This is a genomic window from Mucilaginibacter sp. L196, assembly GCF_009765905.1.
Lineage (GTDB): Bacteria > Bacteroidota > Bacteroidia > Sphingobacteriales > Sphingobacteriaceae > Mucilaginibacter.
The window spans coordinates 350015-372444 of the sequence record NZ_LMUO01000015.1 but is presented as its reverse complement, the minus strand read 5'-3'; the positions used below and the strand labels follow the sequence as shown (position 1 = coordinate 372444).

The window sequence follows — 22430 nt, the reverse complement described above, 5'->3', positions numbered from 1 at the left end:
ACTATATAATATGTCTGATACTAGTGTTTATATCAATCATACCTCGGCTTACTTTCCGAATGAGCCCGTTTCAAATGATGAAATGGAATCATACCTGGGGTATATCAATAATAAGCCATCAAAATCAAAAAAAATTGTACTGCGCAACAACGGCATAACCAACCGCTATTACGCACTTAATAAAGATCATAAATCAACGCATACCAACGCTCAGATGACGGCGCTTGCTGTTAGGGAATTGTTTGATAATGATCCTGAAAAATTAAAAAATATTGAGCTACTTTCTTGCGGTACTTCATCGCCCGACCAAATGATACCAAGTCATGGCGTAATGACACATGGCTGGTTGCCCGAGGCGGGTGGCATTGAGGTGGTATCACCATCGGGTGTTTGCTGTGCGGGAATGCACGCTCTTAAATATGCTTATTTAGCCATTAAATCAGGCGAAGTTAAAACGGCAGTTGCAACAGGTTCTGAGCGTTTTTCAGGTTTATTGGTTTCAGATGTTTTTGAAGAAGAAGCACAAAAACTAATTGAATTAGACGAAAACCCATACATCGCTTTTCAAAAGGATTTTTTAAGGTGGATGCTGTCAGATGGCGCTTCGGCGTTTTTGCTGACTGATAAACCCAATCCCGAAGGTCTCAGCTTAAAGGTTGAATGGATTGAGGGCGTATCATACGCTAACGAAATGAAAACCTGTATGTACATGGGTGGCGATAAACAGGAAGATGGCTCGTTAAAAGGCTTTATGGATTATACGCCTGAAGAGATCATGACTAAATCTATCTTTAGCGTAAAGCAGGATATTACTTTGTTGAGTGATAATATTGTGCCTTTAGGCGGTAGAAAGATCAAAGAGATATTTGAGAAAAAAGGACTTGGCGTTGAGGACATTGATTGGTTTTTGCCGCATATATCCAGTAATTTTTTCAAGAGCAAGATATATGATATGATTGAGGAATACGGTGGCGGTATCCCTTACGAAAAATGGTTTATCAACTTGTATACCGTAGGCAACGTGGGCGCGGCATCAGTTTACCTGATGATAGATGAGCTTTTCAAAAGCGGTCGACTTAAAAAAGGCGAAAAGATATTATTGCTTGTACCCGAAAGCGCCCGTTTTTCGTATATGTATGCAATGCTTACTGTTGTATAGCACAAAAACAAAGCGTCATTGCGAGGAACGAAGCAATCTCTATACTTTACAGAGCAAACATGCAAGTCCGACCTGCCTATGTAGAGATTGCTTCGTTCCTCGCAATGACGATAGTTTTATTATTTAAACAGCTTCTAAGCTAAGTTTATACAAAAATGAAAAAGGATGAAGTACCGCAGGATCTAAGTTCGCTTGGTAAAATAACCAAGGAGCTTTGTTATGCGACAGATAGTTCTGGCAAATACGTGGCGGCATTAAGCAGCGGCTGGGATGTTAAAATAACAGCGCTTGATGTTGCCTGGGGCGATATTGAAAAACGCATCGAATCAGCAAAACAAAAAGTGTTGAATAAGGAAACCAGTCAGTTGCTGTTTTTTATGGAATACCGGCTGATGGACATCAGCATTTTAGCAGGCTATAGCGGATTTTGGAAATGGCAGATCAAAAGGCATTTAAAACCCGAAGTATTCGATAAATTATCAACCCAAAAATTAGAAAAATACGCCGAGGCATTTAATATAAAGGTGGAAGACCTTAAAAGTATGACTATTCATGAAGACTGATTTCGAGCACCGTCAGGGCGCGCATTGTGAATCGGGCGTTACCAGTAATTTATTAAGCATTGCATCTAACGGCAAAATAACCGAGCCGCTTGCCTTTGGCATTGGCGCAGGTTTATTTTTTGCTTATATCCCTTTAATTAAGATCAATAATGGCCCGGCGATTGCGTTTCGCACCCTGCCGGGGTATATATTTAACCGTACGGCCAAGTCGTTGGGTATACCTGTTGTTAGCAAACGATTCAGCTCCAAACAAAAAGCTGAAACCTATCTAAACGAATGTTTAGAAGCCGGTAACCCGGTGGGCTGCCAGGTAGGGGTATATTATTTGCCTTATTTCCCAAAAGAATATAGGTTCCATTTCAACGCCCATAACCTGATTGTTTATGGCAAAGAAGGCGATAACTATTTAGTGAGCGACCCGATAATGGAAACCACCAATGTGATGGATAGCTACCAGTTAGAGCGTGTACGCTTTGCAAAGGGCGCGTTGGCACCTAAAGGGCATATCTATTACCCTAAACAAGGCGCTATAATTACTGATGATACCATTAAGCAGGCTATAAAGAGCGGTATCAAAAAGAACGTATATAATATGCTGAATATACCTGGCAGCTTTGCAGGTATATCAGGCATCAGAAATACAGGCAAAAAAATTAAAAAGTGGCGGGATAAGCTGGGGATTGAAAAATCGAAACTTTACCTGGCGCAGATGGTTCGAATGCAGGAGGAGATTGGCACAGGCGGCGGCGGATTCCGGTATATTTACGCAGCGTTTTTGCAGGAAGCAGATGCTTATTTGCCGGGCAACCAATTGGCCGAAATATCGGTACTATTTACAGAGGCAGGCGACATGTGGCGCACTGCTGCGGTACATGCAGCGGGTATATACAAAGGCCGGATTGGTAGTCAGGACGATTTTAATAAAATGGGTGATTACCTGGTAGAAATTGCTGAAGTAGAGAAAAATGCCTTTGAAAGGCTAAAAAATATAAAATGGCAGTAAATCCATCAGCGATAGAAGTTGAAAATATGGGCTTTCATTACCCCGGGAATTCCGAGGTTTCTTTTTCGGGCCTTAATTTAAAGGTGGAGAAAGGTGCGCGCTTTGGTTTGTTCGGACCTAATGGGGCCGGCAAAACCACGCTCATTAGTTTGATGACAGGTTTGCTGACTGCCGATAGCGGCCATGTAAAGCTTTTAGGGCACGAAATGGGTAAGCAAAATAATAATGCCACCAACCGTTTATTTGGCTTTGTACCACAGGATTTTTCGTTTTATCAGGAATTAAGTCCGGCTGAAAATTTGGAGTTTTTTGGCGCATGGTCGGGTTTAAATAAATCAACCATAAAAAGAAGAACCGATGAGTTGCTGCATATATTAGGGTTGGAAGAGGTGCGGGATAAGCAGGTTCAAAAGTTCTCGGGCGGGATGAAACGGAGGGTTAATTTGGCCATCGGCGTAATCCATAACCCGGAAATCCTATTTTTAGATGAACCAACTGTTGGGGTGGATGTGCAAACAGGCCATGCCATCATCAATTATCTGCTCGAACTAAATAAGAATGGTACTACGCTTGTTTATACCTCGCACCAATTAAGTGAAGCTGAAGATTTATGCCAGCAAGTGGCGCTAATTGATGGCGGCAAAATAATAGCGCAGGACAGTTTACGCAATATGCTGAAAGATCATAAACAGGAAAGCCTGGAACATTTGTTTTTAAACTTAACCGGAAAGGATTACCGAAACTAATGTTTAAACTTTGGGCAACAATTGTAAAGGATGTAAGAATATTGCTGCGCGACATAGTAGGCATATCGCTCATGTTTGTGATGCCGATTATTTTGGTGGTGGTAGTTACCAGCATCCAGAACAGCACCTTTAACCTCGTTAATAAAAACAAGCTCTCCATATTAATTTGTAATAGCGATACGGGGCAATCCAGTAAGCAACTGATAAAGTCGATTAGCAAAATAGGCATGTTCAAAGTGTCGTTGATGCCTTCAGATAAAAGCGCGCAACAAATGGCGGATGCCATGCATGATAATGATGCGATGCTGGGGGTAATCATCCCACCTGATTTTTCTCGTAAGGTAGAAGCAAAATCAAAAAGCATAGCAGGCAAAGCGCTAACCAGTTTTGGTTTAGCCGGTGATAGTTCAAAAAAAGTAGGAGATGTTGATCCGCTTACACTTTATTATAATCCAATTTTACAGGAATCGTTAAGGTTATCAGTACAGGGGGGCATCCGCAGCGCATTACAGTTGGTAGAAAGTCGTGAAACGTTAAGAAGCCTATACTTCTCAATTAACGAAAAGCAATTACCCGAGAGCCTGGAAAATGAGATGCTGAATAATAACACAGCCATTAACGAGATCCCGGTATCAAAGGATGGTACCCGGGCTACGCCAAATGCAACCCAGCATAACGTACCGGCATGGACTATCTTCGCGATGTTCTTCGTCATCATGTCATTAGGTGGCAGTGTAGTGAGGGAAAAGGTGAGCGGCAGTTTCATCAGGCTGAAAACGTTGCCTACTAATTATCTGGTTGGGATATTCTCCAAGCAGATCACTTACCTGGCAGTTACCATGCTACAGGCAGCGGTTATATTCTCGATGGGGATATGGTTGTTCCCATTTTTGGGATTGCCCGCGTTGAACTTACCATCGGATATATTAGCCTTAATTATAGTAACCGTGGTATGCGGTTGGTGTGCGGTAAGTTACTCCATTTGTGTTGGCGTTTTTGCTGATACGCAGGAGCAAGCCAACGGATTTGGTGCGGTATCTATAGTGATATTAGCCGCTATCGGTGGCTTAATGGTACCAAGCTTTGCGATGGAAGGCTTTGCTAAAACAGCGGCTAACTTCTCGCCAATGCATTGGGCTTTGCAGGCATATTACTCACTTTTCCTTGAGGGAGGGAAACTTAAAGACGTGGTAAACAATATTATCCCTTTATTTATTATAACCGTAGTGCTCCAATTAATAACTTTTTGGGGATTGAAAAGAAAAAATTTGATATAATTGCCGCAAATGGAAACTACCGAGCTAAAAGAACAACTTAAAGTACAAATCATAAAATTTTTAAATCTAACTGATTTAACTCCTGCGGATATAGCGGATAACGAGCCGTTATTTGGTGAGGGTTTGGGTTTGGATTCTATTGATTCACTGGAACTGATCGTTCTGTTAAAAAAGGAATACGGTATCGATATTAAAGACCCCCGTGAAGGTCGCAAGGCATTGGTTGATGTAGCCACCATGGCTGATTATATCCAACTGCACGGTAAGAAATAAGTTATTTTGTATCCGTTTCCTGTGTCCTCACAGGCAATTATTCTGAAAGTTGTCTGTGAGGACACAGACAAGGGGTGTAAATCTTTTATGAAAAATGTGGGCTGTCATGCTGAGGTACTCGAAGCATAAGCGTAAAGGCCTACCCACATGCTTCGACTATCAGCATGACACCTTGATAGAAAATATTAAGCTTACGTAGCCGAAATCAGCATCAACGAATGATACTTACCTTGATAATGGTTATAAATCAAAACCTTTTTAGGAGATGCCAACTCGAATTTACCCTCTTTCGCAATCTCCGGAATCACCCCACCTTTAACAATATTTGATGCCATCCACAAGGCGAATGACGACGAAGTTGGGTACTCACCGCAAAGGTGTTTGTAATTGGCGAGCGGTTTGTTTTTGAAAATCGAATCGCTTAAGCTTTTATAGATCTCATCATTTTTAGTATCTCCATTTTTGCCGGTTATTACCAGATCGATGTCCTCTATACTCAATTCATGAGATTTTATAAAAGTTATAATATCTTCCTCGATAGATGTTGGCTTATAAAGCAATTTAAGCCCCGTAAGCTGCGCCAGGTTATCCGACGACTCTTCGCTAGATACTAAAAAAAAAGCCGCGCCTTCGCCACCTATAGTGCCATTGGTGGGTGTGTTATAAAGCGACAGGTTTGATAGCGGCCACCTTTTATATAATCCCAAGCGGGTTAATACGGCAAAGCTGGCATCTACCATTTCTTCCACTCCACCCACCAATATGTTATCTGCTTCCTGTTCGTTTAAAAGCATCACGGCATCAAAAAGGGCGCTTTCAAACGAGATGCCTTTATGTACAAAAGTGTTATTGTAATTATGGCACTTCAGCATCAAAGCTATCTGCGCGGCAACTGTGTTGTGGGTTGATTGTATAAACGCAGTTGGTGGCAGCATTTCTTCTTCCTGCTCAACAATGCGGGTTAAAAAGGTAACGGTATCTGCTATACAGCCTAAAGCCGTGCCTGTAATTACAGCGCCGGGCATTTCAACATCAGCCTGAGTTAAACAGCTTTTAGCAGCGGCTATCCCCATTTTAATCACGTGGCTCATGCGTCTGATCTGTTTCGGGTCGATAAACTCCTTATAGTCAGGTTCAATCGCCTTTAATCGTGTGCCTGTTGATTCAATAATATCAGTCAAAAAATCAACAGAGTTAAACGTATTTTGCGGCGATACACAGGCAGACGAGCGGATATATACTTTCATAATTAAATAGCCGAAAATATAAGTGATGTACAATTGCCGCCAAAGCCAAATGAGTTCGACATAACGTGTTTAATATCCTGATCGGTTAATAATTCCTTTACAGGTTCAAAAGGTAATTCATCCATGCGGGTCTCAAATCGTAGGTTGGGGTAGATGAGTTTGTTTTTGATAGCCAATACTGAAAATACAGCCTCAATACCACCACTTGCCCCCAGGGTATGCCCGGTATATGATTTGGTTGAGCTCATCGGCGGATAATCAGGTCCGAACAAACGTTTTATAGCTGTTCCTTCGGCGCTATCATTATTGGGTGTTCCGGTACCGTGCAGGTTAATATAATCAATATCTGTAGTTTGTAGTCCGCTCTTTTTCAAAGCACCCAGCATAGCCAGGTAGGAACCTGTACCATCCGGAGATGATGCCGTTTGGTGATAAGCATCGTTACTGTTATTGTAACCACTCAGTGTGCAATATGGTTGTTTAGCCAATTTTTTAGCTACTTTTTCCGATACCAAAACCAAATAGCCCGATCCTTCGCCTAAATTTAATCCTTCGCGGTTTTCATCAAAGGGTTTGCAAAACTCTTTATCCAGTATCATTAAGGTATTAAAGCCGTTGAGGGTAAACTTAGTTAGTGAATCTGTACCGCCTGCAATTACCACATCTACTATATCATTTTTTATCAACCGGGCACCGTAAAATATCGCGTTAGCCGATGATGAACAAGCAGTACTAACCGTAGTCATAAAATCGCTGATACCTAATTTATCCGCAACCAGTTCTGTCATACTGCCGCACTCGTGATCGAATATATCCCGTAGTTTGCCTTTACTATTATCAGCCAGAAACTTAACAAAAAAATCTTCGCTTTTGTCCATCCCGCCAACCGAGTTTGCCGATACAAAACCAGTGCGCAGGCTATTTAAATTAGGAATATTTGCATCATCTAAAGCCTCTTTCGCTGCAATCGCGCTTAGTAAAGTAGTGCGACTAATATTTGCGGGTAAGTCTGCAAGAGCAGCCAGTTCATCATTACTCAATTTTACTTCGGCAACAGGTAATTGCTTGCGGTAAATGGTATCCATCATCGTGATATCGCCCATGCCAGCATGCTCACTTTTAAGCGAAGCCAGGTTCTCGGCGACATTATTGCCGATAGCCGAAATTACGCCAACACCTGCTATGTAAACTGATGAACTCATATTGTTTATCTGTTGTTATCTAATCTACCAATGATTTGCATCTTCACCCTCTTTCCGCCGCAGGCGAAGAGAGGGTCGACAAGCGCAACGTAGTCGGGGTGAGTAAACTAGGCGCTAATGCCTCTCCAATATTACTCACCCGGTCTTTGCTTCGCTCGACCAGCCCTCTCTTCCGCAAGCGGGAAAGAGGACTGGGGAACTACAAAATCATATATTATTAATCCTTATTAAAAATCTCATCCATTTTCTCAGCCGAAAAAACAACCGATTTATCCGTCTTTTTCTTTTCAACCAAAAACAAAACTGCTTTATAATCTTGTTCAAAAACATCCACCCAGCCGCAAATACAGGCTTGCATAATGTTTTTATCCAGTAAATAACCTACTTGTTGTGCTATGAACTGGGTATCAAACTCAGGCTGAATGTAAAAAGCCTGTTCGCCTTTAAAATGATTGCGGATACAAATTTCGCCAATCACAATATTCGGCAAGGTATACACAAATAGCGATGGACTTGCTACATCCTTTATACTCTCCCAATATTTAACATCATCATCTAAACTGCTATTGGCATTTGCCAGTATAACCCCGATATCTTCGGGCTGATATTCAGTCTTATTAAAAGTGTCTTTCAATAAAAACTCAGCTGCTAACCATCCAAGCTTGCTTAAATTATCCATTTTGTAAAACTTCGGATAAGTTAACTGCAAATGCTGATAGGCTGCCAACAGTAAACCCGATAGATCACTTTCATGAGCGAAAATATTAATACCATCTTTAGCTACGATGCCATTATTTATCGAACAAAAACCAGTTATATATTTTTCGGTGAGCAATTTGATATTGTTAGATGCCAAAGATATTATTTATTCAATTTGTCATTCCGACCGGAGGGAGAAATCTTCTGCGATATTCAAGGCGAATATGCTTGTTTTAGAAGATTTCTCTCTCCGGTCGAAATGACAATGGTTTTTTATTATTATTTACCAAAAATAACCGCAGCATTACAACCGCCAAAACCCGATGCGGTTTTTAAAAAGTTATTTGCTTTAAGGCGTAGGGGAGCAGCGCAAACATTAACTTTTTCAGGGTCGGCAGCTTCGGTAAAACCTATGGTTGGAATTACAAGTGCTTGTTTTAATGATTGGATTGATATAATGGATTCTATCAACCCTGCCGCACCTAAAGTATGGCCATAGAATCCTTTCAGGCTATTTACAGGAGCTTTTTGCAAGCCTGATATGGCTATCGCATTCGCCTCCATTTCGTCGTTATAAACTGTTGCTGTACCGTGTGCAGATATAAAATCAATGTCAGCAGGTGTAAAATTAGCTTCTTGTAAGGCATTCTTTATAGCCCCAGCCAACTCCTGCCCGGTACGTGACGGACCTGAAATATGGTTGGCATCGTTACTCACCGAACCGCCTTTTACTTTTATGTTTTGCGCGTATTTGTGATTTGTAGATAGAATAATAGTGCCTGCGCCTTCACCCAAGTTTAAACCATCGTGTTCCTTATCAAATGGTTTGCATGGCCCCGCACTCAATGCCTGGAAGGATTGGAAACCCGACATGATAAATTTTGAGATCACATCCGCGCCGGCTACCACCGCATTTTCATATTGATGGGAACGTAATAACCTTGCTGCAATCACCACACCCAAAACGCCCGAGATACATGCGTTTGAAACCACGATCGGCTGGTTTTGAAACCCAAAGTGTTCAGCTACAAGTTTTGCAGAGGTGGATAGTGAAACTCTTTCTTTCAGCTCGTCGGTGACAACTTCATTCTCAAGCAAGCTGATATTTCCTTTGGTTGAAGATATAATCAACACCGTTTTTTTATCCCGAACATCAACCCCGCTGCCATTTAATGCATCGGCAATAGAAGCAATTAGCAACTGCTCAAATTTGGTATAATTATGTTCGTCGGCTTTGACAAAAGTTTCGCCTTTATCAAATAGTGAAGCAAAAAAGGGTAGGGGAGATATGGCAACATCAGTATGTTGTTTCACACCTGATTCATTCTGCCTTAGCTTCGCGAAATTTTCGGCAGTAGTTTTTCCTAATGGCGATAAAATATTATCGGCAACAACAAAAACTTCGGGCTCGCTTATTTCATTTATATTGCTCATTCACTAATCAATTGCGTCTATAAATTATAACCCGGCAAAAGCATTTATGTGGTTGGTGCTTTCTAAAAACTCTTTAATTTTTTTAGCTTCTTTATATTTAGGCTGATCCTCAATAAATTTAGGGAAGATCTCGCGCACAGTATCATATAATGAACGAGATAACGAGGACAACCTATCCTGGCATTCCAGATAATCTATCGCTTGCAAAATGGTCATCAATTGTATGGCTAATACCTCAAAGGAGTTATCAACCACCCGTTTAGTCATCAATGCGGCATTGCAGCCCATGCTCACAATATCCTGGTTATCATTATTGTTCGGTATGCTATGTACATACATCGGGAATGATAGCGTTTGGTTCTCAGCAACCGTAGATGTCGCGGTGAACTGCATGCCCTGCATCCCGAAATTAAACCCTAGCACGCCCAAGTTTACAAATGGAGGTAGTTTTTGGTTCAATTTGCTGTTAAGCAGATAGTTCAATTGTCTTTCTGATAACATCGACAGTTTGGTAATAGCCGTTTTTAGCTTATCCATTTCCAGCGAAACATAATCGCCATGGAAATTACCACCGTGGAAAATATTATGGTTTAAATGGTCGATAACCGGGTTATCATTAACAGAGTTTAATTCATTCACTAGTACCTCTTCAGCCTGTACTATGGTATCGAATATCGGCCCTAAGACCTGTGTTACGCAACGTAGCGAATAATATTCCTGTACCTTATCTTCAAAAACCTCCTGGTCCAGGTTGTCCGGGTTATATAAGTGCTCCGACCTATCGCGGATCATTTTACTATCCTTCAAAATATCGCGCATCAGCGATGCGATCTTGTTCTGACCTTTATGGCGTTTAACCGCGTTCAGTTCCTGCGAATAATGGTCATCAAATGCCTCAACAATCTCATTAATCATCGATGAAAACATCAGCGACCAATTCAGCAATTTCCTCGCCTGTATGATGTTTAACATACCAATACCCGTCATAGCCGAAGTGCCATTCAAAACCGCCAAACCTTCGCGGATATGAATAGAAAGTGGTTTTATATTAAAACGGTTAAATATGTCGATAGTTGGATGAACCTCACCTTCAAAAATTACCTCACCCTCGCCAATTAAAACAAGGCCTAAATGAGCAAGCTGCACCAAATCACCGCTGGCGCCTACGCCACCATGCTCATATATACACGGACTGATATTTTTATTAATGAGTTCCTTCAACAACTCCACCAAGTCCAAATGCACACCCGAATAAGCCAGCATAAAGCTGTTCAAGCGGGCAACCATTAAGGCTTTAGATAGCTCGGCACTCATTAATTTACCGCTGCCGGATGAGTGGCTGCGGATCAGGTTATATTGTAATTGCAGTATATTTTCCTCGTTTACCTTGTACTGCGCCATCGGCCCAAAACCGGTATTGATGCCATAAATGAGTTTGTTAGAGGAGAATTGTTGCAGGAATTCGAAATTGGTCTTAACCTTTTCTAAAGCGGCCTCATTAAGGGCTACTTCCTGGTGTTTATAAAGTATTTCAGCGAAATTTTCTAGAGTAAGGGTGCTTTGTCCAACAAGTATCACGGGCAAAATATTTTTTTAAAACGAAATTTATTAAGGGGTAAATGTATAAAATATCTGCCGTTTAAATAGCAGACTTACGAAGTTTCCAAAACTTCGTAAGTCTTAAGTAATTCATATACGTTATTATTGAAAATTGAACCACCTGTGCAAAATACCGTGGTGCATAAAGGTTTCTGCGGGAGTAAAACCTGCTTTTACCAGTACATTTTTTGAGCTGGAATTATCATCAGCAGCAATACCATAAATTGGGTTTAGTTTAAGCTGATTGATGCCATAATCCAGGCATGCTTTAGCTGCTTCTGTGGCGTAGCCTTTGCCCCAGTATTTCGGGATCATCCGGTAACCAAGATCATAGTAATTGATATGCCCGTTAACGGTTTCATTAATGAATTTGAAACCCGTCCAACCAATAAAGTTGTTCGTTTCTTTTTCAATCATCGCCCATCTCCCAATACCATGATCAATATATTGCAGGCGAATAAATTCGATTCTGCCCGGACTTTCCTCCCGGGTTTTTATGGGTTGATTTCCTAAATATTGATGTACCAGCGCATCAGATTCAAGCTCAAACATCCCATCAATATCCTCCGGAATGACCTCGCGTATAACGAGGCGTTCTGTTTCGATAAGTATCTCCATTAAATTAATTCCGCTTATCTACAAACTTAATTGCTTTACGGCTGGCCTCGCTAAACTGCATTTTTTGAATAGCCTCGGCAGTCACATACTTAATATGCGGACTAACCCTTAACCTCGCCTGTAAATAAGCCCTGATGCGGTGATCACATTCCTCGCTTATTTCCGATGGTACGATGTAGATCAATACTTGATCTAACCCGATTTCATTTGATGAAACCTCAATCACAAAATCCAATATTTCCTCCCGCTCATTCAGCAAATCAAACAGGGCAGGAGGGTATAAGGTGGTCCCCTTAAACTTAATCATCTGCTTTTTACGCCCCATAATGGATGACAGGCGCAAACTAGTTCTGCCGCAAGCACATGGTTCATCAAAGTACATGCACATATCGCCGGTTTTGTAGCGTAGTAATGGCATGCCCTCAACACCGAGCGTTGTAATAGTTACCTCACCGGGTGTGCCGGGGGCAACTTGTTGGTTATTTTCATCCAGTAACTCAACAATAACTAATTCGGGTTGATAGTGGCCGCCTTTGCCTTCGCCGCATTCGGTAAATGCGGTTTGCATTTCGGTAGAGGCATAAGTAGAGTACAATTTAATATCCCATGCCTCGGTTATTTTCTTGCCTAAAATATTAAGCGAGAAATCTGTATTGCGGATATTCTCTCCAATACAAATCGCTTTTTTAACTGATGTTTCATTTATATCGATGCCGGTATCTTTGGCATACTGTATCAGTTTTAAAATAAATGATGGTACAGCCACAATAGCCGTCGGTTTTAACCGCTTAATGGTTTCCCATTGCAACGATGGCACGCCCGGACCCAGTCGGATAATCCCCGCCCCCAATTTGCGTATACCCAGATAATAAGCAATCCCCGCCATAAACTGCCTGTCGAGCGTTAGCATTAACTGGTAGGTATCATCCTTTGAACCATCGGCACAGCTAAAGGAACTATACTCGTTATAGGCTAAGCGCTGTAAATCGTTTTCTGTAAGGGCGATGGTTACAGGGCTGCCCAATGTGCCCGATGTGGAGGTATATTCAATAACATCTTCAGCAGGTACACATAAAAAATCGTTATTGCGTTGTTGCAGATCATCTTTTGTAGTGGTAGGAATAGAAGCCAGATCAGTAACCGTTTTTACAGCTGATATATCAATATGGTGCTTCGCGAAAAGCTCCCTGTAAAAAGGTGAATTTTTAGATAGATAAACTAATAGCTCCTGTAATTTTTGCTCCTGCATTGCGGTTTGCTTATCTGTCTTTATATCTTTTTCCTCTATAAATGTCATTATTTCTCAATAATTACTGCTGGTACTATTATTTATGTGTGATAGGGCGTAATATTCAAACCCATATCACTCCAAATTTAGTAAAATTGCTGTTAGTGATTACATGTTGAAACATCCACACCCGCAATTTGTAACGTATATATTAAAAAATAATAAGAATGCTCAAAAGAATTTTCATTTATATACCGCTTTTTTGCTTCGCGATAATTACGCAAGCGCAAACCAAACATCGTTATAAAGATATTATATACCAGGGCGTTAGCATCGAAAAAGATCAAAGCTATAACCCTTCAGCATCAAAAGATGATGAAAAAGCCTATCTGTTTGATCTCTACCGCCCAACAGGTGATGATACCAAACATCGCCCCTTAATTATTTGGATGCATGGCGGCGGATTCAAGTTCGGTTCAAAGTCGGCAGATGGTGTTGAATTATGGAGCAAAACATTCGCTCAGCGCGGCTATGTTTGCGCGGATATTAATTATCGCCTGAGCAAAAAAAATCCTTTATTCCACTTTGACGAACTGCAAAAAAGCAGCTATTACGCTGTGCAGGATGCCAAAACCGCTATTGCTTATTTCACCCTGAATGCCAAAAAATATGGTATCGACCCTGATAAAATTATCCTGGCCGGAAACTCGGCAGGAGGGATCATAGCCCTGCAAGCTGCTTATGCTACCAACGCCGAACTGGCCGATATGGCCAAAATAACTGGCGATAGCACAGCGGTTAACTATCCGCATAATCGCGCGCATGTTGCGGCAGTTATAAACTTCTGGGGTGCTATTTACAACCTCGACTGGCTTGAAAACGCAAAAGTGCCCATTGTTACCTGTTTAGGTAGTGAGGATGGTATGGTATCGCCCACACACAAAAGCGCGCCTTTATATGGTGGTGAGGATATTCATGCCAAGGCAGATTCATTGGGTATCCCCAATGAATTAAAAGTTTTTGAAGGTTACTCCCACGAATTGCAAAAACATTTTGATCCCTTATTTTCAGGCGGCAAAGGCACTAAGGAACGTTGGTTAGAAGCCGGACAGTTCTCCGCCGATTTCCTGTATAAAAACGTGATTGAGTAAAGCGCATAAAACATTATTCAGATCATAATGTTAACAAACTATCACCTAACGAATTTCAATTTATGAAGTATTTAAAAATCGCTTTGGTTGTTATGCTGCTAATGGGTAGCGTACAGCTTACAAGGGCAAAAGCTGTGGTATTAACTGCGCCAATAACACTATTACAACGTTTACCACCTCCACCACCGCGTCCACCATTACCTTTTGCTCGGAGACACCATTATTACAGGCACCACAGGAGGCATACACGTATACACATTCACTTACCACCGCCGCCACCGCGTCCACCATTACCAAGGTAAAAGAGATTTATAACATTTTGTGGATGGCTTTAATTTCCTCAATATTGAATGTAGGGCCTTGTGCGATACCTTCCCCTAGAATAGGGAAAGGAGGAGGATAGGGTCAAAGTAAAGCGACAAGTTTTAAAAGTGATTTCCCTGAATAAGCGGGTAGCCATTAGGTTGCCCGCTTTTTTTGTGCATTTTTTTGATAAGCTGATAGAATTCTTAAATCAAAATAAACTAATTGTTAATTAAGTTTTAACTATTAGGAATTCGCTTTGATTTTTAATAACATGATTACTGAATGTTAATGTTCTGTTTATAACGCGTAAGGTAATTTTACATTCAAACAAAACCGCCTCATGAATAAACATTACCACACCGGAAAATTGAATTTTACTGCGTTGCAGGCAAAGTTAATGGCCGCCACCGGCATTGCATTGGTAATAATAACCAGTGCCTTTTACAGTTGCAAAAAGAATAACAACAACAATTCTTCAACTTCAGGTATCAACAAAGTAAACCATGTGGTAGTTATCTACATGGAGAACCATAGTTTTGATAACCTGTACGGCTCATTCGCGGGTGCCAATGGTATATCAAATGCAACCGCTGCCAATACAACACAGGTTGACGGAACAGGCAAGGTTTATGCTGTATTGCCTGGAGTTGTGGGTGTCCCGAATGGCGACTTGTTTCCGGCAAATTTACCAAACGATATTTTCAATATTGATCAATATGTGCCTAATGATATGATTACCCCAGATGTTACGCACCGTTTTTATCAGGAGCCATTACAAATTGATGGTGGTAAAATGGATAAATATGCTTTTTATAATATTCCGGGCAGTTCTGGCGGTTTATCACAAGGGTATTACCAAACCAGCCAGTTGCCTTTATTGGCCATGGCCGAAAAATATACACTTTGCGATAATTTTTTCCATAGTGCTTTTGGTGGATCGTTTTTAAACCACCAGTGGTTAATTGCCGCTGCAAGCCCCACATTCCCCAATGCGCCAGCCGCTGATATTGCAAACCCTACATTATTAGCTAATGGCAATCTTACAGCAGACGGATTTGTAACGCCTGCTAATTCTCCTGTAGGTACAAGTGGCGGGTTTGCCGTTAATACCTGCTATTCGGTAAATGCCCCGCATCCGGCAAGCACCGCTGTGGCAAATTTAATACCTAACCAAACAAACCCTACCATCGGCGATAGGTTAAATGATAAAGGGGTATCATGGGCCTGGTATTCGGGAGGTTGGGACGATGCGCTAGCCGGAAACCCAGATCCAAATTTCCAATTTCACCATCAGCCATTTATATATTATAAAAACTATGCTGACGGCACAGCGTTAAAAGCAGCACACCTGAAAGATGAAACTGTATTTATAGCTGCTGCCAGAGCAGGTACCTTGCCTGCTGTTTCCTTTGTAAAACCACTGGGTACCTATAACGAGCACCCGGGTTATTCTGACGTAACAGCAGGAGAAAGCCATGCGCTTGATTTAATAAATGACGTACTAAATGGCCCAAATGGGAAGGACGTTGTAATTATTGTTACTTATGACGAAAATGGTGGTTTCTGGGATCACGTTGCACCTCCGGTAATTGATACATGGGGCCCGGGAACTCGTGTGCCCGCGATTATCATTTCACCGTTTGCAAAAACGAGCTTTGTTGACCATACGCAATATGAAACAGTTAGTATCCTTTCTTTTATCGAACAAAGATGGGGTTTGTCGCCGTTATCAACACGCGATAAAAATGCTAACCCACTTAGCAATGCTTTTAATTTTTAAGCGTTTTCGTAACCTGCAATCGGCAGGCAATAATTTATTGACACAAATAAAGGAGTGGCCGAATGGTACTCCTTTATTCGTTTTTTGAATAACAACTCCGAATGACTAAAGAGTGATTTTACATTAATGAAGAAATTTATTTTTATACCTCTATTGCTTATTTTAATTGCTGGATACACACTCTACTCTTGTAAACCAACAACCCATGCTCCTGAAAAGGTAATAGCGCAAACATTAGTGGCACAAATTGATAGCCTTACTGTTTGCAAAAATAAACTCCTGGCGGCAGTAGAGGGTGGTAAAGCTGATGTAAATCAGTTGCAGCAGCTTTTTTTGCAACTAAGGCTGGGTTATAAAAAAGTTGAATGGGCCACTGAGTATTTTGACCCTGCAACCTCCCGATTCTTTAACGGGCCGCCCGTGCAGGAGATTGAAATGGCCAGCGGCCAGGTATTTGCCCCTGCAGGCCTTCAGGTTATAGAAGGTTATCTTTTTCCGAAGTACGATATCAGCCCAAAAAAAGAATTAATAACACAGCTTAAGCTATTACAAAAGGGTTGCGATAAATATAAAAGTCACTTTGCCAATATCGGTATTTTTGACTGGCAGGTATTTGATGCTACCAAACTTGAAGTATTCAGGATATTATCCCTCGGTATTAGCGGTTTTGATAACCCTCTCACGTTAAAAAGTTCACAGGAATCGGCTGCAAGCCTTGAAAGCATGAAAACGGTTTTGGCTTTATATGAGGATAGGGAAGGAACAGAAAGTTTGTCGGCAGAATTTGACGGGGCAATAAAATATCTTAAAGCGCATACCAATTTTAATTCGTTTGACAGGGCCGCATTTATAACAGGATATGGTAATGTTATAACAACTAACATAACCAGCCTGCGGAAAAAATTAAACATTCGCGAAACTACTTATAACCGTTTGCTGAATATGGATACAAAAACAATGTTTGATAAAGGTGCATTCAATGTAGATGCCTTTAACCCAAATGCTTTTGAACCTGGCCAAACTGCTGTTACAACTGTTAAAAAGATAGCGTTGGGGAAAGCGCTTTTTGCAGATCCTATTCTGTCTGGTACTAATACAAGAAGTTGCCAGTCATGCCATCAGCCCGAAAAGGCATTTACAGACGGGCTCGTAAAAAACACTATTATTGGCAGCAATAAACTGATAAGAAGAAATACGCCTACGCTGATAAACGCGGCCCTGCAACCCGCGCAGTTTGACGATCTGAGAGCCATTACCTTAGAAGACCAGGCGCTAGCCGTAGTGCAAAACAAGGATGAGATGCATGGTTCAATGAAAGTGGCGGCACAACGGCTTTGGCAAAACAAATCCTACCGAAGATTATTTACTGACGCTTTTCCTCAAAAAAACAGAACAAGCATTGATACGCTTGAGGTGATGAATGTAATTGCTGCTTATGTACGTACACTTGTTGCCCTTAACAGCCGTTTTGACGAATATATGCGTGGTAATAAAGCCGCGATGAACCAGGAAGAGATTGGTGGTTTTAATTTGTTTATGGGTAAAGCAAAGTGTGCCACTTGCCACTATATGCCACTATTTAGCGGCGCATTCCCGCCAAGATATGTGATAATTGAAAGCGAGGTGATTGGCGTTCCCCAAACTATAGCCGAAACCGCTATTGATACTGATATGGGCAGGTACAATATATTAAAGACCCCTGCTTTTAAGCATGCTTTTAAAATACCCTCAGTTCGCAATGCCGCGCTTACGGCACCGTACATGCACAACGGGGTATTTACTACCCTACAGCAAGTAATGGATTTTTACAACAAAGGCGGTGGCGCAGGTTTAGGGTTAAAGGTAGATAACCAAACCCTTGTTGCCGATAAGCTTAACCTTACCAAAAAGGAGTGTAATGAAGTAATTGCATTTATAAAAACCCTTGATAGCAAAAAACAGGCTGATTAAAATATTAATTATCAGGTGCTGACACACTCGTGTCAGCACTTTTGCAATTTACTCTCCGTAAATTAGTAGTATCCTTTGGCGGAGCATCCCGCAAACAACAATCTCTTATAAGTTCAATTATCCGCTTGTGAAAGCGTGCCAAATGTTCTTTGACATATTATAATCAACCGAAGTTCACCTCTTTCCGCCGCAGGGAGAGGTCGGCAAGCGCAGCAAAGCTGGGTGAGTCATCTACGCTTCAATAAAGTAGCCTAAGGTTTTTAAAGCCTTTCTGTCATTCTGAGCGGAGCGAAGAATCTGTACGGAGTAAACTGCTTTGCAGATTCTTCGCTCCGCTCAGAATGACAAATCAGGGCGGTGATTTTCGTGGAATGTGTATACATCTAAACCAACTTCGTCGGCCAGTTTTACCTCACCAAATGTGTTTATTCCTAATTCGATGCATCAAAAATAAGCACAAATAGGGGCAATTTATTATCTTTACGGTGTGGCAACCCCTAAGAAACCTGCATCTAAAAAGCCTGCTGTCCGTAAAAAAAACGGGAAACAGGGTGGCTATTGGAAGTTTTTAATCCTGGTTTTACTGCTCGTTTTGCTATCGCCATTTTACTATGGCTATGTGTTAAAGGTGTTTACATCCGGCTGGCAATGGATTAAAGACCGGGGCGAAAATCCACGTTACCGCACTTATAAAAGTTTCAATATTCATATTCCATCGCAATACACCATTCATGGTATCGATGTTTCTTATGCACAGGGAAGGATAGATTGGCAAAAGGTAAGGGCTATGAATGAAGATAGCGTACATATTAGTTTCGCTTTTATTAAAGCTACAGAAGGATTGCTTAAGGTTGATCCCTATTTTAAGCGCAATTGGCGCGAAGCACCTAAAAATGGCATTACCTGCGGCGCTTATCATTTTTTAAGGGCGAATAAAAACGGCCTATGGCAAGCGCGGTTTTTTATGCAAACGGTTAGCATGGATAAAGGCGACCTGCCCGCCGTTATAGATGTGGAGACATTGGATGGCTCCTCGCCTGACGAAATGCGCCTGCAATTGCAATCTTTTTTAACCTATGTACAGCAGCGAACCAAAACCAAGCCCATCATCTACACCACGCTCAGCTACTACGCCGCATACCTGGCCAGTTATTTTGATGATTATCCGTTGTGGATAGCGCATTATGATCATTCCGACTTATATGTTGATCCTAACGTCAAATGGTTTTTTTGGCAGCATTCAGATAAAGCACATGTGGATGGCATTAATCATGTAGTTGATTTTAATGCCTTTAAGGGTGATAGTGTAGCGTTTACACACATGCTGCTTCATTAGCAATTATACCTCAATTCGTTATGTATAGGGCTGTCATCCTGAGCGTAGTCGAAGGGTGAGCGCATAGGCCTGCCCACATGCTTCGATTACGGTCAGCACCTTTTTGATTTTCTGAATACTCTAGACCCGCTGTTTGTGTCCTCACAAACAGCAATAATTTAAGCCTGTGTTGATGTTGTCATCAACAAACTATTTATTGATACTATCCATCCAAATATACCTGTCCTGATTCTTTACAGCATCAGCATTACTATCTACATCAATCAACATCACCTTCGGTGCGTTTAGCTGCAAAGTAGGCCAATGAGCTAAACCGCTTCCGTTAGGGTTGCTGTTCTTAATGAAGTTAGCGAAATAGTTTTCCATGGTAGCCGAAACTTTGTAGTCGTCATCTGTCCAGGCGTAAACTTTATTGGTTGCCAGGTTACCTAACGCAAACTCAATTTCAGAAGCATGTGCCGCACCGATTGTATTGCCGTCTCTTTTACCGTCAACCATAAGAGGGCGCATATGCGCGAATAAATATTGATATACAGGTTTCTCGCCGGTCTTAGCTTGCATCTGGACGAATTTCCAGGTATTGTAAACGATAAAGCGATCGGCTGCAAGGTTTGTGGCAGCTGCTTTAACATCAGCATCCGTTGCTGCCGGGTAATGTTTAAAAGCCTCATCAGCATTCGGGCCGTAAAGCCTGTGTAAGGCAATTTTGTAATTGCTTACAGTAGCTGAATCATTACCAATCACGCTGTGATATTCAACTTCGGCAGAGTTCCAGCCCACTAATAATGGTACGTGCATCTCCAGTCCTTCATCAAATATGATTTTGGGTGATTCCGGTAAAAAATAACCATCAACATCCCCCGGAAAATGTGACCCGGCAGATAGTTTTAATAAAGAATCCGCGGGTATCTTGCGCATATCTTCCAAAGAGATCGCGCCTATTTTTTGGGTGAATTTCACACCAATGTCTTCAGCCTTATTTAATGGTACCGGTAGGGAAGTTCCTAATACCGAACCACTTTCGGCAATAGCGCCCACAAATAATCCTTTAGAAAGCGGTGAAGCCACCTGCGCGCAAACCGACATAGAGCCGGCAGACTCACCCGCGATAGTCACATGATTAGGATCGCCACCAAAAGCCGCGATATTCTTTTGTACCCAAAGTAAAGCCGCATGCTGATCCATCAATCCATAATTTCCTGATGATTGATGTTCAGATTCCTTGGTCAGTTCCGGATGAGCGAAAAAGCCAAATATTCCCAATCTATAGTTGATAGTAACGGTAACAATCCCTTTTTTAGCCAGGCTCTCACCATCATAACGATATTCAGATCCATCACCCGCTACAAAGCCTCCGCCATAAAAATAAACCAGTACAGGCAACTTTTCCTTTGCTGTTTTAGCAGGCGTCCAAACATTCAGGTAAAGGCAATCTTCACTTTTACCCGCGCTGCGAAATTGCATATCGCTAAAAACTGATGCCTGCATAGCCTGCGGCCCGAAATGATCGGCCTGCCTAACGCCGTCCCAATCCAAAGGAGGCTGCGGTTCCTTCCATCGCAAATCACCAACCGGCGGCTGAGCGAATGGTATCCCCTTGAATGAATGTATACCACTTGCTTCAACAACGCCCTGTAGCGTGCCGTTGGTTATTTTAACAATAGGGCCATCATTTTGAGCTAACGCGATATTTGAAACAGCTACCAGCAGTAGTATGGCTAATTTTTTCATAGGAGATAATATTGGAGGCTTGTAGCTTCAAATTTATACGTTTGTCACATCTATCAAAGAAAATATCAAACTATTATCATAAAATGATTGGATAATATCGGTTACTCCACTTTTTAAATTTGTCATTCTGAACGTAGTGAAGAATCTATCCGTTATACATAGCGCAATGTCTATCGATAGATTCTTCACTACGTTCAGAATGACAAAGGGTTTCTTCGCTCCGCTCATAATAACAAAAAGGCAAACCGATAAGTCGGTTTGCCTTGAAAATGGGGTTAAATCCCCTCTTTGCCGCTTGCGGCAGAGGGTGGTCGAGCGAAGCAAGACCGGGTGAGTCAACTCTGCGACTTTACAAATTCATTCCGCCCGAAACCTCAATGCGCTGCGCATTCACCCATTTCGCATCCTCTGTACATAAAAACGCAACTACACCGCCAATATCATCAGGCAAACCAACACGGCCAAGCGCAGTTACACCAGCTATATAATCGTTCACCTGTTTATTATCGCGAACCATGCCGCCACCAAAGTCGGTTTCAATAGCCCCCGGTGCAACAACATTTACAGCTATGCCACGTGCGCCTAATTCTTTAGCCATGTACCTGCTCAGTGTTTCAATGCCGCCTTTCATTGATGCATAAGCTGCGTAACCAGGGTTGGAGAAACGTGCCAAACCTGATGACAGGTTCACAATTCTGCCGCCATCATTAATTAAAGGCAATGCTTTTTGGGTTAAAAAGAAAACGCCTTTAAAATGAATGTTCATCAACTCATCAAACTGCTCTTCGGTAGTTTCGGCAAATGAAGCATGGATACCAATGCCCGCATTATTAATCAAAAAGTCGAATTTATCAGCGCCAAAAGTATCTTTCAAAACGGTTTTTACCTGCGCGAAAAATGCGTCAAAAGTTTTGGTATCACCTGCGCTTAATTGCAGTGCAGCAGCTTTCTGACCAGTTTTTTCAATCTCGGCAACTACGGCAAGCGCTTCATCTTTTTTGCTGTTGTAGGTTAAAATTACGTTGATTCCTTTTGTTGCCAGGCTTAAGGCCATGTTTTTTCCTAGTCCGCGGCTGCCGCCGGTTACCAGTGCTATTTTGTTTGTGCTCATAGTATTGTTTTGTGTAT

The 22430-nt window shown here is 41.7% G+C and carries 20 protein-coding genes; 10 read left to right on the top strand and 10 right to left on the bottom strand.

Translation table 11 applies throughout. From position 1 onward, the window contains the following. The first annotated feature begins 10 nt into the window (after positions 1-10). The 6 genes from GSQ74_RS12520 to GSQ74_RS12495 all read left to right on the top strand — a co-directional run bounded on the left by GSQ74_RS12520 (position 11) and on the right by GSQ74_RS12495 (position 5021). Positions 11-1159 carry a beta-ketoacyl-ACP synthase III gene (locus tag GSQ74_RS12520; RefSeq protein WP_158993747.1) on the top strand — a complete coding sequence of 383 codons (1149 nt, stop codon included), beginning with the start codon at positions 11-13 and terminating at the stop codon, positions 1157-1159. Positions 1160-1314: 155 nt separating this feature from the next. Continuing rightward, a complete protein-coding gene (locus GSQ74_RS12515; RefSeq protein ID WP_158993746.1) occupies positions 1315-1722 on the top strand; it encodes a hypothetical protein in 408 nt (135 codons plus the stop codon). Next, positions 1712-2725, top strand: coding sequence for a BtrH N-terminal domain-containing protein (locus tag GSQ74_RS12510; protein WP_158993744.1), 1014 nt, complete (start codon positions 1712-1714; stop codon positions 2723-2725). The genes GSQ74_RS12515 and GSQ74_RS12510 overlap by 11 nt, the downstream gene beginning before the upstream one ends. Beyond that, positions 2716-3471: an ABC transporter ATP-binding protein gene (locus GSQ74_RS12505; RefSeq protein WP_158993742.1), complete on the top strand. Its 756-nt coding sequence runs from the start codon at positions 2716-2718 to the stop codon at positions 3469-3471. The genes GSQ74_RS12510 and GSQ74_RS12505 overlap by 10 nt, the downstream gene beginning before the upstream one ends. Next, complete coding sequence (locus tag GSQ74_RS12500; RefSeq protein ID WP_158993740.1) at positions 3471-4748, top strand: ABC transporter permease; 1278 nt, start codon at positions 3471-3473, stop codon at positions 4746-4748. Before GSQ74_RS12505 ends, GSQ74_RS12500 begins: the two co-directional genes overlap by 1 nt. A gap of 9 nt (positions 4749-4757) precedes the next feature. Next, the gene (locus GSQ74_RS12495) at positions 4758-5021 is read left to right on the top strand and encodes a phosphopantetheine-binding protein (protein ID WP_158993738.1); all 264 of its coding nucleotides are present in this window, start codon (positions 4758-4760) and stop codon (positions 5019-5021) included. Positions 5022-5212: 191 nt separating this feature from the next. Here the strand turns inward: GSQ74_RS12495 and GSQ74_RS12490 are convergent, their stop codons facing one another. The 7 genes from GSQ74_RS12490 to GSQ74_RS12460 form a co-directional block, all read right to left on the bottom strand. Beyond that, positions 5213-6268 carry a beta-ketoacyl synthase chain length factor gene (locus GSQ74_RS12490; protein WP_158993736.1) on the bottom strand — a complete coding sequence of 352 codons (1056 nt, stop codon included), beginning with the start codon at positions 6266-6268 and terminating at the stop codon, positions 5213-5215. Positions 6269-6270: 2 nt separating this feature from the next. Further along, entirely contained in the window at positions 6271-7470 is a 1200-nt protein-coding gene (locus GSQ74_RS12485; RefSeq protein WP_158993734.1) for a beta-ketoacyl synthase, read from the bottom strand. 217 nt (positions 7471-7687) lie between these two features. Next, positions 7688-8326 (bottom strand): hypothetical protein, encoded by a 639-nt coding sequence (locus GSQ74_RS12480; protein ID WP_158993732.1) that lies wholly within the window; start codon positions 8324-8326, stop codon positions 7688-7690. 122 nt (positions 8327-8448) lie between these two features. Then, positions 8449-9603 (bottom strand): beta-ketoacyl synthase, encoded by a 1155-nt coding sequence (locus GSQ74_RS12475; protein ID WP_158993730.1) that lies wholly within the window; start codon positions 9601-9603, stop codon positions 8449-8451. A gap of 24 nt (positions 9604-9627) precedes the next feature. Beyond that, entirely contained in the window at positions 9628-11181 is a 1554-nt protein-coding gene (hutH, locus tag GSQ74_RS12470) for a histidine ammonia-lyase (RefSeq protein ID WP_158993728.1), read from the bottom strand. Positions 11182-11304: 123 nt separating this feature from the next. Beyond that, a complete protein-coding gene (locus tag GSQ74_RS12465) occupies positions 11305-11820 on the bottom strand; it encodes a GNAT family N-acetyltransferase (protein ID WP_158993726.1) in 516 nt (171 codons plus the stop codon). Positions 11821-11824: 4 nt separating this feature from the next. Then, the gene (locus GSQ74_RS12460) at positions 11825-13117 is read right to left on the bottom strand and encodes a phenylacetate--CoA ligase family protein (RefSeq protein ID WP_158993724.1); all 1293 of its coding nucleotides are present in this window, start codon (positions 13115-13117) and stop codon (positions 11825-11827) included. A 158-nt stretch (positions 13118-13275) separates the two neighbouring features. Here GSQ74_RS12460 and GSQ74_RS12455 point away from each other — a divergent pair, with 158 nt between their 5' ends. Further along, on the top strand, positions 13276-14199 hold the full coding sequence (locus GSQ74_RS12455; protein ID WP_158993722.1) for an alpha/beta hydrolase: 924 nt from the start codon (positions 13276-13278) through the stop codon (positions 14197-14199). 117 nt (positions 14200-14316) lie between these two features. On the opposite strand, the gene GSQ74_RS12450 is transcribed toward GSQ74_RS12455, so the two are convergent. Then, the gene (locus GSQ74_RS12450) at positions 14317-14490 is read right to left on the bottom strand and encodes a hypothetical protein (protein ID WP_158993720.1); all 174 of its coding nucleotides are present in this window, start codon (positions 14488-14490) and stop codon (positions 14317-14319) included. Between the two features lie 355 nt (positions 14491-14845). Between GSQ74_RS12450 and GSQ74_RS12445 the strand changes: the two genes are divergently transcribed. From GSQ74_RS12445 to GSQ74_RS12435, 3 genes are all read left to right on the top strand, one after another. Further along, on the top strand, positions 14846-16285 hold the full coding sequence (locus GSQ74_RS12445) for an alkaline phosphatase family protein (protein ID WP_254060874.1): 1440 nt from the start codon (positions 14846-14848) through the stop codon (positions 16283-16285). A 126-nt stretch (positions 16286-16411) separates the two neighbouring features. Further along, complete coding sequence (locus GSQ74_RS12440) at positions 16412-18235, top strand: cytochrome-c peroxidase (protein ID WP_158993718.1); 1824 nt, start codon at positions 16412-16414, stop codon at positions 18233-18235. 487 nt (positions 18236-18722) lie between these two features. Further along, on the top strand, positions 18723-19571 hold the full coding sequence (locus GSQ74_RS12435; protein WP_254060873.1) for a glycoside hydrolase family 25 protein: 849 nt from the start codon (positions 18723-18725) through the stop codon (positions 19569-19571). A 189-nt stretch (positions 19572-19760) separates the two neighbouring features. Here GSQ74_RS12435 and GSQ74_RS12430 read toward each other — a convergent pair whose 3' ends face one another. Both GSQ74_RS12430 and GSQ74_RS12425 read right to left on the bottom strand, forming a co-directional pair. After that, the gene (locus GSQ74_RS12430) at positions 19761-21302 is read right to left on the bottom strand and encodes a carboxylesterase/lipase family protein (protein ID WP_158993716.1); all 1542 of its coding nucleotides are present in this window, start codon (positions 21300-21302) and stop codon (positions 19761-19763) included. Positions 21303-21651: 349 nt separating this feature from the next. Beyond that, positions 21652-22413, bottom strand: coding sequence for an SDR family NAD(P)-dependent oxidoreductase (locus GSQ74_RS12425; protein WP_158993714.1), 762 nt, complete (start codon positions 22411-22413; stop codon positions 21652-21654). Between the last annotated feature and the right edge of the window lie 17 nt (positions 22414-22430).